The 15,574-nt window shown below is 67.5% G+C and carries 14 protein-coding genes; 5 read left to right on the top strand and 9 right to left on the bottom strand.

Features of this window, described 5'->3' with window-relative positions:
* Positions 1 to 53 precede the first annotated feature (53 nt).
* Complete coding sequence (locus AB0M45_RS13255; protein ID WP_364327101.1) at positions 54 to 953, top strand: LysR family transcriptional regulator; 900 nt, start codon at positions 54 to 56, stop codon at positions 951 to 953.
* 274 nt (positions 954 to 1,227) lie between these two features.
* Here AB0M45_RS13255 and AB0M45_RS13250 read toward each other — a convergent pair whose 3' ends face one another.
* From AB0M45_RS13250 to AB0M45_RS13240, 3 genes are read right to left on the bottom strand one after another with little or no spacing between them, the layout of a single operon-like run.
* The gene (locus AB0M45_RS13250; protein ID WP_364327393.1) at positions 1,228 to 1,980 is read right to left on the bottom strand and encodes an amino acid ABC transporter ATP-binding protein; all 753 of its coding nucleotides are present in this window, start codon (positions 1,978 to 1,980) and stop codon (positions 1,228 to 1,230) included.
* A 32-nt stretch (positions 1,981 to 2,012) separates the two neighbouring features.
* A complete protein-coding gene (locus tag AB0M45_RS13245) occupies positions 2,013 to 2,972 on the bottom strand; it encodes an amino acid ABC transporter permease (protein WP_364327098.1) in 960 nt (319 codons plus the stop codon).
* 3 nt (positions 2,973 to 2,975) lie between these two features.
* Entirely contained in the window at positions 2,976 to 3,884 is a 909-nt protein-coding gene (locus AB0M45_RS13240) for an ABC transporter substrate-binding protein (protein WP_364327095.1), read from the bottom strand.
* Positions 3,885 to 4,601: 717 nt separating this feature from the next.
* Here AB0M45_RS13240 and AB0M45_RS13235 point away from each other — a divergent pair.
* The gene (locus AB0M45_RS13235; RefSeq protein ID WP_364327092.1) at positions 4,602 to 5,819 is read left to right on the top strand and encodes a DUF4062 domain-containing protein; all 1,218 of its coding nucleotides are present in this window, start codon (positions 4,602 to 4,604) and stop codon (positions 5,817 to 5,819) included.
* Positions 5,820 to 5,890: 71 nt separating this feature from the next.
* On the opposite strand, the gene AB0M45_RS13230 is transcribed toward AB0M45_RS13235, so the two are convergent.
* Positions 5,891 to 6,985 carry an isocitrate/isopropylmalate family dehydrogenase gene (locus AB0M45_RS13230; protein WP_364327089.1) on the bottom strand — a complete coding sequence of 365 codons (1,095 nt, stop codon included), beginning with the start codon at positions 6,983 to 6,985 and terminating at the stop codon, positions 5,891 to 5,893.
* 79 nt (positions 6,986 to 7,064) lie between these two features.
* Here AB0M45_RS13230 and AB0M45_RS13225 point away from each other — a divergent pair, with 79 nt between their 5' ends.
* Together AB0M45_RS13225 and trxA are read left to right on the top strand one after the other, a co-directional pair.
* A complete protein-coding gene (locus AB0M45_RS13225; RefSeq protein ID WP_364327086.1) occupies positions 7,065 to 7,595 on the top strand; it encodes a 2'-5' RNA ligase family protein in 531 nt (176 codons plus the stop codon).
* 47 nt (positions 7,596 to 7,642) lie between these two features.
* Positions 7,643 to 8,014, top strand: coding sequence for a thioredoxin (gene trxA, locus AB0M45_RS13220; RefSeq protein WP_040777328.1), 372 nt, complete (start codon positions 7,643 to 7,645; stop codon positions 8,012 to 8,014).
* Positions 8,015 to 8,172: 158 nt separating this feature from the next.
* Here trxA and AB0M45_RS13215 read toward each other — a convergent pair whose 3' ends face one another.
* Entirely contained in the window at positions 8,173 to 8,610 is a 438-nt protein-coding gene (locus AB0M45_RS13215) for a 2-keto-3-deoxygluconate kinase (RefSeq protein ID WP_364327082.1), read from the bottom strand.
* Between the two features lie 427 nt (positions 8,611 to 9,037).
* Between AB0M45_RS13215 and AB0M45_RS13210 the strand changes: the two genes are divergently transcribed.
* Entirely contained in the window at positions 9,038 to 9,349 is a 312-nt protein-coding gene (locus AB0M45_RS13210; RefSeq protein WP_364327079.1) for a DUF6191 domain-containing protein, read from the top strand.
* A gap of 214 nt (positions 9,350 to 9,563) precedes the next feature.
* Here AB0M45_RS13210 and AB0M45_RS13205 read toward each other — a convergent pair whose 3' ends face one another.
* The 4 genes from AB0M45_RS13205 to AB0M45_RS13190 form a co-directional block, all read right to left on the bottom strand.
* On the bottom strand, positions 9,564 to 10,058 hold the full coding sequence (locus AB0M45_RS13205) for a carbonic anhydrase (RefSeq protein WP_364327076.1): 495 nt from the start codon (positions 10,056 to 10,058) through the stop codon (positions 9,564 to 9,566).
* Between the two features lie 199 nt (positions 10,059 to 10,257).
* On the bottom strand, positions 10,258 to 13,002 hold the full coding sequence (polA, locus tag AB0M45_RS13200) for a DNA polymerase I (protein WP_364327073.1): 2,745 nt from the start codon (positions 13,000 to 13,002) through the stop codon (positions 10,258 to 10,260).
* 87 nt (positions 13,003 to 13,089) lie between these two features.
* On the bottom strand, positions 13,090 to 14,778 hold the full coding sequence (locus AB0M45_RS13195; protein ID WP_364327070.1) for a DUF885 domain-containing protein: 1,689 nt from the start codon (positions 14,776 to 14,778) through the stop codon (positions 13,090 to 13,092).
* Between the two features lie 38 nt (positions 14,779 to 14,816).
* Positions 14,817 to 15,512 (bottom strand): ABC transporter ATP-binding protein, encoded by a 696-nt coding sequence (locus tag AB0M45_RS13190; RefSeq protein WP_364327390.1) that lies wholly within the window; start codon positions 15,510 to 15,512, stop codon positions 14,817 to 14,819.
* Positions 15,513 to 15,574: the final 62 nt, after the last annotated feature.

Here is a 15,574-nt window from a genome sequence, read left to right as displayed (position 1 = left end):
CCGCGCAGAAGAAGTAAAACAGATAGTTCTTCTGGGATCTAGAATAAATAGTTATGGAATTGCGCCAGCTTCGCTACTTCGTCACGGTCGCGCACGAGGGGAGCTTCACCCGCGCCGCGGCCCGGCTGCATCTGGCCCAGCCTGGGCTCAGCGCGCAGATCCGGCAATTGGAACGCGAACTCGGCCAGCCGCTGCTCGACCGCGGCGGGCGCACCGTGACGCTCACCGAGGTCGGCGCCGCCGTGCTGGAACACGCGGAGACGGCGCTGGCCACTGCCGAGCGGATCACCCGGACGGTGGACGAGTTCACCGGCCTGCTGCGCGGACAGGTCCGGGTCGGCCTCATCTCGGGCGCGGCGGTCGAGGAATTCGATGTCGCCGCCGTACTCGCCGATTTCCACCACGACCATCCGCAGGTCGGCATCAGTCTCACCGAGGACACCTCCGAGCGGATGCTCGCCGCCCTCGGCCGGGGCGAGTTGGATATCGCGCTGATCGGACTGACCGGTGCGGAATTGGATCCCGGCATCGGCATCGACGTGGTGCTGGAGACGGCGGTGGTGGCCGCGGTCCCGGCGGCGGCCCCCGGCTTCGACGCGCAGATCCCGCTCACCGCGCTGCGTGAGCATCCGCTGATCTGCCTTTCCCTTGGCACCGGCATCCGCGGCGTGTTCCAGCGGGCTTGCGCCGCGGCGGGATTCGAACCGGCCATCGCCTACGAGGCGGCCGCACCCCCGCTGCTGCTGCGACTGGCCGCGCGCGGCCTCGGCGTCGCCGTGGTGCCGGCGCTCACCGCCGAGGAGTCCGCGGCCTTCGGGGTGCGGACCGTGCGGATCATCGAGCCCGACCTGCATGGGCGTCTCGCGCTGGCCTGGCGCACCGACCGCCCCGGCAGCCCGGCGGCGAAAGTGCTACTCGGCCAGCTGCGAATCGCCTTGCGCGCGGCCACCTGAGGCGACGAGCGATCTGGCTGTCCGTATCGACTCACCGAGCCGGACCGCGCACACCGGCCCTGCCTTGCGGGCAAACGGGTAGGCGGACAAGCGACCCGGCCGCGTCGGAACCGATCCGGCGAGGCGGGCCGCGCCCAACCGCTTCCCAGCGGTTGCACGCGCGGCGCGCCGGTCGAAGCGGCGGCCGGGTACCGGCTGGCGCCGGTTCGTCGTCCCCTCGGTGGGCGTGATGGGCTGCCTGCTCGGCGGCGGGCCGGGGTGCGCTGCGCCCGGTTCAGAGCAGCCGCGAAAGAAAGGCCTTGGTCCGCTCATGCCGCGGGTTCGCCAGCAGCTCGCGAGGCGGCCCCGCCTCCACGACCACGCCGCCGTCCATGAAGACCAACTGGTCGGCGACCTCCCGCGCGAAACCCATCTCGTGGGTGACCACGACCATCGTCATGCCCGACTCGGCGAGTTCCCGCATCACGGTGAGCACCTCGCCGACCAGCTCCGGGTCCAGCGCGGAGGTGGGCTCGTCGAACAGCATGAGCTTCGGGTCCATGGCCAGCGCGCGGGCGATGGCGACCCGCTGTTGCTGGCCGCCGGACAACTGCGCCGGGTAGGCGTTCGCCTTCTCGGCCAAGCCGACCCGGGCCAGCAATTCCCGCGCTCTGGTCACCGCCTCCGCCTTGCGGATCTTCTTGACCTGCGTGGGCGCCTCGATGACGTTCTCCAGCGCCGTCCGGTGCGGGAACAGGTTGAAGTGCTGGAACACCATGCCGATCTCGCGGCGCTGCTTGGCCGCCTCCCGCGGATGCAGTTCGTAGAGCTTGCCGTTCTTCTCCTGGTAGCCCACCAGCTCGCCGTCGACGTACAGCCTGCCCGCGTTCACCTGCTCGAGGTGGTTGATGCAGCGCAGGAAAGTGGACTTGCCGGAGCCGGACGGCCCGATCACGCACAGCACTTCACCGCGGCCGACCTCGAGCGAGACGCCCTTGAGGACCTGCAACGCACCGAAGTTCTTGCACACCCGGTCCGCGACGATCATCGGCGCGGGCGTGGTCTTTCCGAGATCGGTGCTCATTTCGCCTTCACCACCGCTTGGGCGTCGGCGAGTTCCTGCAGCTGCTTGGCGGTCAGCTGCCGGGAGACGCCGCGCGAGTAATAGCGCTCCAGATAGTACTGCCCGACCATCAGCACGCTGGTGATCGCCAGATACCAGGTGGCGGTGACCAGCAGCAGCGGAATCGGCTGGAAGTTCACGCCGTAGATATCGCGTGCCCGGCCGAAGAGGTCGGTGCTCAGCGGGATGGCGGTGACCAGCGCGGTGGTCTTCAGCATGCCGATGAGCTCGTTGCCGGTCGGCGGAATGATCACTCGCATGGCCTGCGGCAGAACCGTCCTGCGCATGGTCTGGCTCCAGGACATACCGAGTGCGACGGACGCTTCCCGCTGTCCTTCACCGACCGAATTGATGCCCGCACGGACGATCTCGGCCATGTAGGCGGCTTCGTTGAGGCCGAGGCCGATCACGGCGAAGGTGAACGCCGCTTGGAGTCCCTGCACGTCGAGCTCGAAGAACTGCGGTCCGAACGGAACGCCGAGGTGGATCTGCCGATACAGCGAGGGGAACAGCCCCCAGAACACCAACTGCACGAACACCGGAGTGCCGCGGAAGATCCACAGGTACACCCACGCCGAGGCCCGCAGGACCGGGTTCGGCGACAGGCGCATCACGGCCAGTACCGTCCCGAGCGCGACGGCCATGGCCATCGCGAGCACGGTCAATTCCAGCGTCACCAGGGCACCGGCGGTGATCCGGCTGTCGAACAGATACTTCCCGTAGGTATCCCAGCGATAGGCCGGGTTCGTCGCGGCGCCGTAAACGAACAGCGCCACCAAGACCAGGATGACTGCCGCCGCTATCCAGCGACCGGGCCTACGCAGCGGAACCGCTTTGATCGGCGCCGGCTCCCGCGTCGAATCCGCCCCGTCGGGCCCGGGGTCGCCGGGCGTCGGCCGGGTATCGTCGTCGGCCATCGATCAGCTCACGGCGCCGTTGATCACGGACTTGGTGATGGCGCCTTCCTGGACACCCCAATTCCTCGTGATCTCGAGGTACTTACCGTTGTCGATCAGGTGCTGGACGGCCTTCTGCAACACCGCGGCCAGCGGCGCGCCCTTGGCCACCGCCCAGCCGTACGGCGCGGAATCGAATACCGGGCCCGCGTTCTCGATCTTGCCGTCGCTCTGCTTGATCGCGTACGCCGTCACCGGGGAGTCTGCCGACATGGCGTCGACCTGGCCGAGCATCAGCGCGTTGGTCGCGGCGCTCTGTTCGTCGAACGGCTTCATATCGATGGCGGGCTTGCCCTCGGCGACGCACTTGGCGCTCTTGGCGGGCACCTCGTCGGTGTGCTCCACGGTGGTGGCCTGCACGGCGACCTTCTTGCCGCACGCGTTCTCCGGGTCGACCGGCTTGCCCTTCTGCTGGGCCCACTGAATGCCCGCGTTGAAGTAGGTGGTGAAGTCGACCTGCTGCTCGCGTTCCTTGGAGTCGGTGATCGAGGACATGCCCACGTCGTAGGTGCCCGCCTGAATCGCCGGGATGATCTTCTCGAAGGCCGACTCGACGTATTCGGCCTCGACGCCGAGCACGTCGGCAACCGCGTCCATCAGGTCCACGTCGAACCCGACGATCCGGCCGCTGGCGTCCTTGTACTCGTTGGGCTGGTAGGGGATGTTCACGCCGACGACGATCTTGCCCGACTGCTTGATCTTGTCGGGGAGTTGCGCGGCGATCTCGTCGACCTTGTCCGCCTGCACCTTGGGCACCGAGGGGCCGGACTCCTCGGTGTTCGTGGTACAGCCCGTCAGCACCAGTGCGCCCGCGGCGAGCACACCCAGTGCGGCCCGCAGGGCGCGCCTGCCGAGAAACGATCGATCAGACACAGCAGTCCTCCACATTTCGGATACACGCAACCCGGGCGTCACCACCCGTTTGGCAATCTAAGCGACCGGGACGGTTCGCGCTGGGCAGTGCCGGAACAGCGACACGAAGTCGTTGTGAACTGCCCGGACGTCTCGGTGCCGGTACATCGCCGCGACACCCTACCCGCTTGCTCCGTGACCAGCGGCTTTGGGATGCGAACCCCCGAGCCGACGAGCGGTTGATGCTCCGGCTGCGCGGTTGCTGCCGGGTCCGCGCAAGTGTGTGCGCGTCAGCGGTCCGGGTCCGTCCGCCCGGGCAGGCGCAGGCCGATGCCGAGCAGGCGACCGACAACTACATCCGGCAGTGGCGGCAGGTTCTGCGGCCGAGAACATTGCCGACGCCAAAGCCCTCCGCGACGGAGACGTGCTCACCGAAACCCATCCAAAAAGGAACCGAAATGTCGGAGACCATCGACTTCCTCCATTTCTTCCAGGGGAATCGCTGCGATGGCCGAGGTCGAGTTGTTCGCCCGAACGCCGTTTCGCATCAAGCGTCACAACAGAAACAAAACTTCCGGTCGGTCTGCAAATGTATTGATGGCCGACACCCCATTCGCCCCCGCGGTCATCCGTTCATCCGACATGCGGTGATTTCGGATGCACCGAGCCTTTCCGGGCAGTAGCCTTGACGCCGGCCACCGCCGGCAATCCTTGCCGCCCCAGTCATAGCAGGTAGGTATGGAGCGTATTTATACGGCTTTTGTGTCTTCCACGTACACCGACCTGGTCAGCGAGCGCGAGCTATTGCAGCGGAACTGTTTGCACGTGCGCACGATGCCACTGGGCATGGAGTTCTTCCCGTCGACCGGAGCGGGGCAATGGAACTCCATCATTGACTGCCTGAAATCAGCGGACTTCTCGATATTTCTCCTGGCCGGCCGCTATGGATCCATCGATCCTTCCACCAATATCTCGTGGACGCACCGAGAATATCGTGAATCCAGAAAGCTCGGAAAGCCGAGCATTGTCCTGATGCGGCGGTCGATCGAGACGCTGCCCCGGGACAAGGTCGAAACAGACGATGCCAGGTATCGGCAACTGCAAGCCTTCCGGCAAGAGGTATTGAACGACCACGACTGCATCATGTGGGACTCCGAGACGGATTTGGTCACCGCTCTGCTCTCCTCGATCGGGCACATGAAGGAGACCCACACCATCGCCGGTTGGGTCCGCGGAACTCCGGATCCGGTGATCACCGACGAAAGCGCTTTCAGCCGGATAGTATTGCTCGTCGATACTACGCACCGGTACGAGCGGTCGAGTTACGTCGCGGACAATCTCGATCTCCACTACGCGACCCAGAGAATCATCAGATCCAATCTGACGCAAGGCCTGGCGACGGTACCACTCACGTTTACGAAGTCGAGCGACAGACTCGTTCCCTTCGACCCGGCGAACCCGCCTGCCCTGCGTCTCGATACGGCCATCCGCACCGGGCCGGGCACCGCCGTACTCAGGCACGCGCGCAAGAACACCGGAACGGCGTACACGGTCGATGTAGCATTCGATCCGCCACTTCGACAAAACGAGGAAGCAGATCTGCGAATATCCGGCATTTTTCCGAATTACCGGTTCGCCACCGCTGATCAGATCCGGCAGGCGACTGCCGATACTCCGCTCGGCTCCCGATCCTTCGATTTCTACTCGTACAAGATCGCCTACCCGACGCGCGAGCTCAGAATGAAGGTCCAACTACCAACCGGTCTGGGCATGACACCGCTGGGCACACGCCATGGATTCCACGGCCAAATCGACTTTTCCGATACTCACTCGCCAGGTGAGAGTTACGAGCAAGGTCATGTCGAGATCGACGACACCGCCTATCATTCGATGACGTTCCGGACGACCGACCCCAGATACATGCGGACATATCGCCTGGCGTGGCAACTTCCCTGAGTACCCGGCCCTCGCCGACAACCGCTGATCGCCACCTGCCGCAGGCCGGTCGCGGCGCAGGTCGGCCTCGACTACCTCCGGCGCACCCTTGCGCACACCTGCTCGGTGAATTCGCTGGTCGACGCGAGTCCGCCGAGGTCGGCGGTGGCGATGCCGGCTTCGAACGTCGCGGCGACGGCCCGCTCGATCCGCTCGCCCGCCCGGGCGAACGCCGCTTCCGCGTCCCTGGCCGCCAACCACCGCAACAACATCGCCGATGACAGCTGTAGCGCGGCCGGATTCGCGTGATTGTGCCCGGCAAGCGTGGGGGCGGCACCGTGCACGGCCTGGGCCATGGCCTTGGTCGCGGAACAGTTCAGCGACGCGGCCAATCCGAGCGAGCCGCTCAACTCCCCGGCCAGGTCGGAGAGGATGTCACCGAACAGGTTCTCGGTGACCAGCACGTCATAGTCGGCGGCGGCGCGGACCAGGTGCGCGGCGGCCGCGTCGACATGCTCGTCGTCGACCTCGACACCCGGATACGACCGGGCCACCTCGTAGCAGACGTCCCGGAACAGTCCCATGGTCAGCGGCAGCACGTTGGCCTTGTGCACGATGGTCACCCGCTTGCGCCGCGTCGCGGCCAGCCGGAATGCCTGATGCGCGATCCGCTCGCAGGCGGCGCGGGTCACCAGGGCAACGGACATCGCGATGTCCGGTGTCGGCCGGAACTCACCCGTGCCCGCGAACATATTGCGATCGGCGTAGAAGCCCTCGCTGTTCTCCCGGACGATCACCAGATCAATGTCCTTGGCCGGCGCGTGCACGCCGGCGAACGCCCGCGCGGGGCGGATGTTGGCGTAGAGATCGAAGCGTTTGCGGATGGCACCGCCCGGTGCGACCGTGCCGCGATGTTCGGCGGGATACGACGCGTTGTCGTGCGGGCCGAGAATCCAGCCATCCACGCCGTCGAGCGCGTCGAGCGTCTGCTCGGGCAGCGGCGTACCGAATTCGGCGATGGCGGGGTGTCCCATCGCCAGCGGCACCCATTCGACCGGCGCCGCGCCGACCGCCGACAGCGCCTCGTCGACCACCTGCATGGCTGCGCGCACCACCTCGGGCCCGATGCCGTCGCCGTCGATCAGGCCGAGCCGCAGCGCCACACGGGGTTTGTTCGCGTCGTTCACCGGAACATCCTCCCGCCGCGGTGCCCCGGCGGCGGAACCGGCCCGCGACTGCACCCCATGCGGTTACCTTCAGGGGACCATGGTGCAGTCGGTCGAACTCCTCCTCGATGACGACGCCGACGCGGAGATCCGCCAGCAGTGGCGGATGCTGGCGGAGGCCGGCGTGCCGAGCCTGGGCGCACGCACCGACGAGACCAACCGCCCGCACATCACGGCCGCGGTGGCAAAGCAGGTCTGGCCGCGCATCGAGCAGGCGCTGGACGAGCAGGCCTTCTCGCCGATCTCGGTGCGGCTCGGCGGGCTGGTGGTTTTCGGTGCGCGCCGACCCATCCTGGTGCGGCTGGTAGTGCCGTCGGAGCCGCTGCTCGCGCTGCACCGGCGCATCTTCCACACGATCTCCCCCTGCCCCGGCATTCCGGCCAATCTGCACCCGGACGCCTGGACACCTCACATCACCCTGGCCAGGCGGGTGCCGCCGCACCAGCTCGGCGAGGCGATCCACGCCGTCGCGCGGGACCGGGATTTTCCGGCGACCGTGCTGGGTATCCGTCGATGGGATGGTGATCAGCGGCGCGAGTGGCCGGTCGGCCGGATCCGCCGTGGAAGATAACTCAGGCAGCCCGCGTTATAGCTGGCACACCGAAACGAGAGGACGTCATGGCCACCCAGACGCTGACCCAGCAGAATTTCGACGAGGTAGTCACCGGAAACGACGTGGTACTCGTCGATTTCTGGGCCGATTGGTGCGGCCCGTGCAAGAGTTTCGCACCGACCTTCGAGGCCTCCTCCGACAAGCACCCCGACGTGGTGCACGGCAAGGTCGACACCGAAGCCGAACAGGGCCTCGCGGCGGCCGCCAACATCCGTTCGATCCCGACCATCATGGCCTTCCGGGAGGGCGTGCTGGTGTTCGCGCAGCCCGGCGCGCTGCCACCCGCCGCGCTCGAGGATCTGGTGACCCAGGTCAAGGCGCTGGACATGGACGAGGTACGCAAGCAGCTCGCCGAACAGCAGGCCGGTCAGCAGTGACCGTGGCGCGGTAAGTTACCGCGGCATACTGATTCGACGCCAGGCCCGGACCCGGGACGCCCTGTGGGGGGGCAGTTCGGGTCCGGGCCTGATCTGCGTCCGCACCCGGATGGCACGCTTCGACCGCGGGGAGCGAACTACCTCCCCCTCGATTCGTATCAGGACGCGCCGAGCAGGTTGACGCCCGCGATCATCGCGCGCACCGTCGACTCGGCCCCGTCGTCGGCGATGGCGGCGCCCCAGCCGCGCCTGCCGTCACACTCGCACTGCACGAAAGTGGCGGTGCCACTCGCGGTGCGCCGCTGGTGGAACTGCAGGATCTCCACCGGGTATCCCTCGTCGTAGAGGGCAGAGGTCAGCGCCGCGACCGGGCTGCCAGCGGCGACGACGGTCCGCAGGTGCCCGGCGAACTCCAGGGTGGCGGTGAACTCGGCGGTGCGGCTGCCTGCCGGCGACCAGTCACCGAGACGGATCGGGCCGTTGTGCTCGCAGTAGCGGCGGTGGAACTCAGCCGAGGTCAGGCCGCCGCTTTCGGCCCGCAGGCTCTTGGGAGCGGCGGCATGGAACATGTCGGTGTCGAGAGACAGAATGGTCATTGAAAGTAGGTCTTCCCGAAGAATGTCGTGGCTCAATTGACAGAGGGGACCAGCACTAACAAGTCATAACAGCCCGCAGCGAGGGGGCCGGCCCGGATCAGACCCCGCTACGGCGGGTTACTACGAGAGCTCGACGATGCGGCGTCACCATCGCGGTAAGCGGAACTAGCCCGGCGCGAACCTCCGGCCCGGAGGCGGTAGCCTGCGTAACCACGGAGGGTCCGGTCAGCGACGCCATCGACACAGCGCGGTCGCGGTCTGCGACGCGGAGCGCTGCGCTGTGGCGGTCGGCGGGATTCGGCACGCGATCGAGGATAGGGAAATCGCGGCGCAATAGCAACCACATCCGGTGCCCGATTTGTCTACTGACGAGTACCATTCGCGCAGTTCAGGCCGTTGCCAGCGCAGCGAAGGTAGCGTTGCCGACATGGGTCTCATCGCCATGACCATCCCGGGTCTTTCCCTCCTGCTCATAGCGCTCGCCTTCGCGGAAGTCATGTGGAACAAGCTCACCGGAAGCCGCGTGCTGCCTTGGACGCGCAAACGGTCCGGCCGCCCGGTGTCGGCCGCGGGCTTCGAAGAGGTGACGGCGCTGTTCCAAGGCGCGAAGCATTACGAATTCGAGCAGCGGATGACGACACTGATGCACAAGGAAGACAAATCCGACGGCGCGCCGCCGCACGACGAGGTGGATCTCACCTCCGGTTCGGCGCGTCTGGTCGGTCGCCCGCCGCGGTGAGATCCGGCACCGCCGAGCGCGCACCACAGCGAGCCCGGCCGTGTCGGCCGGCTGCACTCGAACCCGCGCGGGGCCACAAACGTATTCGTCGCGCCGCCGACCACAACGGCGCGAGCACCGTACTCTCGACGCGACCGGGTCCCCGCTCGCCGATCACCGCTTCGATCCGCGCTCGTCAACCGGATCTCGGTGTCGCACTGCGATATCCGGCACGCTAGCGGGCAAAGACCTCGTTCAGCTCGCCGGTGGCGACATCGAAGACGAAGCCGCGGATGGCGCCCTTGTGCGGTACGAACGGGCTGGCGATGATGCGCGCGATCGATTGGCGCACATCGGTTTCCAGGTCCGAGAACGACTCCACCGACCACTCCGGCTTGATCCCGGTCTCCTCCTGGATGGCGGCTTTCAAGGCGTCGTCGGTGAAAGTGAGCATGCCGCAATCGGTGTGGTGGATCAGAATGATCTCCTTGGTGCCGAGCAACCGCTGACTGATCGCCAGCGAGCGGATCTCGTCAGCGGTCACCACACCGCCCGCGTTGCGGATGATGTGCGCCTCGCCCTCCGCGAGGCCGAGCGCTCCGTAGACGTTGAGCCGCGCGTCCATACACGCGACCACGGCCACGCCCTTCGAGGGCGGCAAAGGTAGCGGGCCTTGGAAGGCGCTTGCGTAGGCCGCGTTGTTCGCCAGGTATTCATCGGTGACAGTCATGGGCCATCCCCTGCGCTCGGTATGCGTGAATCCCTAACTGACCAGCCTCACGGTAGATGCCCGCGCGCGGCGGGACACCCGTCCCGTTCACGGTGATTCGTTTACGGGCGCGGCGAGCCGATGATAGCTCCCGAAAAGCCGAATGCCGGGCCCGTGCGGTCGGGCCCGGCATGTCCGCTCGGTGGGTTTCGCGGGGTCTTCAGTGCGCGGCGGCGTCCCAGCTGCGGCCGACGCCCACCGAGACCTCCAAGGGCACCGACAAGGCGATCGCCGAGGACATCTGTTCGCGCGCCAGCGCCTGCAACGTCTCCCGCTCCCCTTCCGCGACCTCGAACAGCAACTCGTCGTGGATCTGCAGCAACATCCTGGAACGCAGCCCGGCCGACCGCATCGCCCGGTGCACGTTGATCATCGCGACCTTGATGATGTCGGCCGCGGTGCCCTGGATCGGGGCGTTGAGCGCCATCCGCTCGGCCCCCTCCCGGCGCTGCCGGTTGCTGGAGTCCAGATCGGGCAGGTACCGGCGACGGCCGAACAGCGTCTCGGTGTAGCCGACCTTGCGTGCCTGCTCGACCACCTCGTATAGGTAGTCGCGGATCCGGCCGAAGCGGGCGAAGTAGACCTCCATCTGCTCCTTCGCCTCGGTGGTGCTGATCTTCAGCTGCGCCGACAGTCCGTAGGAACTCAGCCCATAGGCCAGGCCATAGGACATCGCCTTGATCCGGCGGCGCAACTCCGGAGTCACCTCGGCGATCGGGATGTCGAACGCCTTCGACGCGACGAAGCTGTGCAGGTCCTCACCGGAGTTGAACGCCTCGATCAAGCCCTCGTCCCCGGACAGGTGCGCCATGATCCGCATCTCGATCTGGCTGTAATCCGCGGTCATCAGCGACTCGTAGCCGGAGCCGACCACGAAGGTGTCGCGGATCTGCCGTCCGGTGTCGGTGCGGATCGGGATGTTCTGCAGATTCGGATCGGTCGAGGACAACCGGCCGGTCGCGGCGATCGTCTGGTTGAACGTGGTGTGGATGCGCCCGTCCTCGGCGACGCACTTGAGCAGGCCGTCGACGGTGACCTTGAGCCGGGTCGCGTCACGGTGCGCGAGCAGGTGCTCCAGGAACGGGTGCTGGGTCTTCTCGAACAGCGACTCCAGCGCGTCCGCGTCGGTGGTGTAGCCGGTCTTGGTGCGCTTGGTCTTCGGCATGTCCAGTTCGTCGAACAGCACCACCTGCAGCTGCTTGGGCGAACCCAGGTTGATCTGCTTGCCGATCACGTCGTAGGCCGCGTTGGCCGCCTCGGCGACCCGGTCGGCGAATTGCCGCTGCAACGTCGCCAGCTGGTCGGTGTCCACCGCGATGCCCGCATCCTCCAGGGTGGACAGCACGCCGAGCAGCGGCAGCTCCATATCGGCGAGCAGCGGCGTGGACTCGATCTTGCGCAGCTCCTCGTCCAGCGCGTCGGCCAGGTCGGCGACGGCGCGGGCGCGCAGCATCTGCGCCCGCGCCAGTTCGGCGTCGACGGTGTCCTCCTCGTCGAGAAGGGACAGCTGCGCGGTCTCGGCGGCCTCGGCGCGCAACTCCCGGTGCAGGTAGCGCAGCGAGAGATCGTCGAGGTTGAAGGTGCGCTGGCCGGGGCGGACCAGGTAGGCGGCCAGCGCCGTGTCGCTGGTCAGCCCGCCGAGGGTCCAGCCGCGGCCGCGCAGCGCGTGCACGGCGGCCTTCGCCTCGTGCAGTGCCTTGGGCACGGCCGGATCGGCGAGCCATGCGCCGAGCGCGGCCTCGTCCTCCGGGGTGAGCACGGTGACGTCGATGTAGCCGCTCTCGCCGTCACCGGCCGCGATGGCGAGCGCGCGTACGTCACCGCGCGCCGGAATGCCCGTGCCGACGATCGAGACGCCGTGGCGCACACCGGCTTTCGCGTGCTCGGCGAGCCAGGCCGCGACGGCGCCGATCTCCAGCGCGCCGCCGCTGATCTCGAAACCCGCCTCCGCCTCGGGTTCCGGCGGGGCCAGCGTCTCGAACAGCCGGTCGCGCAGCACGCGGAACTCGAGATCGTCGAACAGCCGGTGGATCTTCTCCCGATCCCACGGCCCCTGCGCCAGCTGGTCGGGCGTGTACGGCAGCGGCACGTCCCGCATCAGCTCGGTGAGCTGGCGGTTGAGCACCACACTGCTCAGGTTGGCCCGCAGCGCGTCGCCGACCTTGCCCTTCACCTCGTCGACCTTGTCGACCAGTGCGTTCAGGTCGCCGTACTCGCGGATCCACTTGGCGGCGGTCTTCTCACCGACGCCGGGGATGCCCGGCAGATTGTCGCTCGGATCGCCGCGCAACGCAGCGTAGTCGGGATACTGGTTCGGCGTGAGGCCGTACTTGGCCATCACCTCGTCGGGGGTGAACCTGGTCAGATCGGAGACGCCCTTGCGTGGGTACAGCACGGTGACGTTCTCGCCGACCAGCTGGATGGCGTCCCGGTCGCCGGTGACGATGAGCACGCGGAAGCCCTCGGCCGATGCGCGCGTGGTGAGCGTGGCGATGATGTCATCGGCCTCGAAGCCATCGATCGCCATCACCGGAATGCCCAGCGCGCCGAGCACGTCCTTGGTGAGTTCGACCTGCCCGCGGAACTCGTCCGGCGTGGTGGTGCGGTTGGCCTTGTACTCCGGGTACGCCTCGGCGCGGAAGGTCTGGCGCGACACGTCGAACGCCGCGGCCACGTGCGTCGGCTTCTCGTCGCGCAGCAGGTTGATCAGCATCGCGGTGAAGCCGTACACCGCGTTCGTGGTCTGCCCGGTGACCGTCTTGAAGTTCTCCGCCGGTAGCGCGAAGAACGCGCGGTAGGCGATCGAATGACCGTCCAGCAGCAGCAGCGTCGGCCGGTCGCCCGACCCGGGATCGCTGGAGCCGGACGCGGGGGCGGGACGCGGAGCGGTCGTGGGTGAACTCACGCTCCAGAGTCTAGGGACCGCCACCGACAAGCCGATACGCCGACACCCACCAGCCGTGGCCCGCTCGGAGCGGGTTTCCCGGCTCGCTCAGAGCGCGGCAACCAGCTCGCGCAGCACCGGCAGGCTCACCGACCCCGAACCGAGCACCACGTCGTGGAAGGCCTTGATGTCGAAATCCGCGCCGAGCCGCTCGTGGGCGGCCACCCGCTGGCTCCGGATCTCCAGCTGGCCCACCTTGTAGCCGACCGCCTGCCCCGGCATGGCGATGTAGCGGTCCACCTCCACGGTGATCTCGGCGAGTCCGATCGGCGCGTTCGCCACCATGAAGTCGATGGCCTGCTGCCTGGTCCAGCCTTTCGCGTGCAGACCGGTGTCGACCACCAGACGGCAGGAGCGCCACGAATCCCCCGCCAGCATGCCGAGGCGGCCCAGATCGTCGGAGTACAAACCCATTTCGTCGGCCAGCCGCTCGGTGTAGAGGGCCCAGCCTTCGACGAAAGCGGTGTTGGCGAAGGACTGTCGCTGGAAGCGCGGCAGGTGGTCCAGCTCGTTGGCGATGGTGAGCTGGAGGTGGTGGCCGGGTATCGCCTCGTGGTAGGCCACCGACGCGGTCTCGTAGCGACCGCGGCCGGTGGGGTGGTGCTGGTTGACGAAGTAGGTGCCTGGCCGTGATCCGTCGGCGGCGGGCGGGAAGTAGTAGGCCGCGGGCGCGTCCGCGGCGAGGAACTCCGGCACCGGCACGATGTCGCAGGATTCCTTCGGCAGCCGCCCGAACCAGTTCCCCATCTCGGCCGTGGCCAGCGACAGCGCCCGGCGCGCGTCGAACATGATCTGCTCGGCATCGTCGTAGCACAGCGCGGGATCGTCGCGCAGCCGAGCGAACACTTCGCCGAGATCCCCGGTGCCGAACAGCCGCTCGCCCACCGTGGCGTACTCCTCGCGCAGCTTCGCCAATTCACTGCGGCCGAGTTCGTGGATCTCCTCGGCGCCGAGATCCGGCAGCGTGGTGTGGTGGCGCAGCAGCCGCCGGTAGATATCGTCGCCGTCGGAGCCGAGCCAGCAGAGGCCCGGCTTGTCGTCGGGGCGGCCGGCCGGCAGCAGTTCGTCGTACAGCGCGTCGCGGTAGGCCTGGAACGCCGGACGGATGACATCCTTTGCCACCTCGGCCAATTCGGTCCGCCAGGCGGCCTCGCCGTCCCAGTCGTCCGGTCCGGCGAACGTGACGAACGGATCGGCGGCGAGATCGGAGTCCAGGTAGCCGTCGAGCTGGTTGAGCGAGCGCTCGATGGTGATCCGGGCGGGCGCGCGCCCGGCTGCCAGACCCGACCGGAACCGTTCCACGGCCTGGCCGAGCATGGTGCCGAACTGCCGGTAGCGCTGTACCAGCGCCAGCGCGTTCTCCGGGCGCGGCGCGTTGGTCTGCGGCGCCACCATCAATATCCCGGCGTGCACGCCGTTCATCTGGTCGGACGCCATCTCGACCGGCCGCCACTCCAAGTGCTCGACCGCGCCGCCCAACTCGGTGCGCAGCAGACTGCGGGTGATGCGGTCGGTCGGGTTCAGCCGGTCGGCCTCCAGTGCGTCCACCGCGCGCAGCAGCCCGCGCCAGGTCGCGAGCAATCGCTGGTTCGCCTCGACGGACAGATCCTCGATCCGGTCGTCGAAGCGGCGGTCGCCGAGCAGGGTTGCCTCGCTCGGCGCCGCCTCGAGCACACTGTCCCAGTACCGCTCGGCCAAGCTCATCAGCTCGTCGTGACCATCCATGGTCACGATCATGCCTCGAGCCGAGCCGTGCGGCACCGGACTCGGCCCGCCTAACCCACGCCGAGATATGCCGATTTCACCGCGGGATCGGTGAGCAGTTCGCCGCCGCGGCCGGTCTTGGTGACCTCGCCGGTCTCCATGATGTAGGCGCGGTGGCTACGGGCCAGCGCCTGCTGGGCGTTCTGCTCGACCAGCAGCACGGTGGTGCCCTGCTGGTTGATCTCGCTGATGATCCGGAAGATCTGCTGGATCACCATGGGCGCCAAGCCCATCGACGGCTCGTCGAGCAGCAGTAGCCGCGGCCGGGCCATCAGCGCGCGGGCGATGGCCAGCATCTGCTGCTCACCGCCGGAGAGCGTGCCGCCGACCTGTTTACGCCGCTCCAGCAGCCGCGGGAACAGCTCGAAAACCCACTCCAGCGTCCGGTCGTACTCGGCCTTCTGCTTGAAACCGCGTCCGTAGCAACCCATGTCGAGGTTTTCCTGCACCGTCATGCCGGGGAACACGCCCCGGCCCTCCGGCGCCTGGATCAGGCCGCTGGTGACCCGTTCGTGCGCCTTCATGTGGGTGATGTCGCGGCCCTCGAACAGGATCCGCCCGCGGGTCAGCGGCAGCAGCCCGGACATGGCGCGCATGGTCGTCGTCTTGCCCGCGCCGTTGGCGCCGAGCAGGGTGACGAGTTCGCCCTCCGCGACGGTCAGCGAGATACCGTGCAGCGCTTGGATTCTGCCGTAGTTGACGACCATGTCCTCGACTTGGAGCAGCGCCGAGCCGGCGGGCTTGCCGGGTGTCCCGGGCCGCGTGGACG

It is taken from the genome of Nocardia sp. NPDC051787 (genome assembly GCF_040681325.1).
Classification (GTDB): Bacteria; Actinomycetota; Actinomycetes; order Mycobacteriales; family Mycobacteriaceae; genus Nocardia.
The sequence above is the reverse complement of the archived record's forward strand: the minus strand, read 5'-3'. Positions and strand labels throughout refer to the sequence as shown.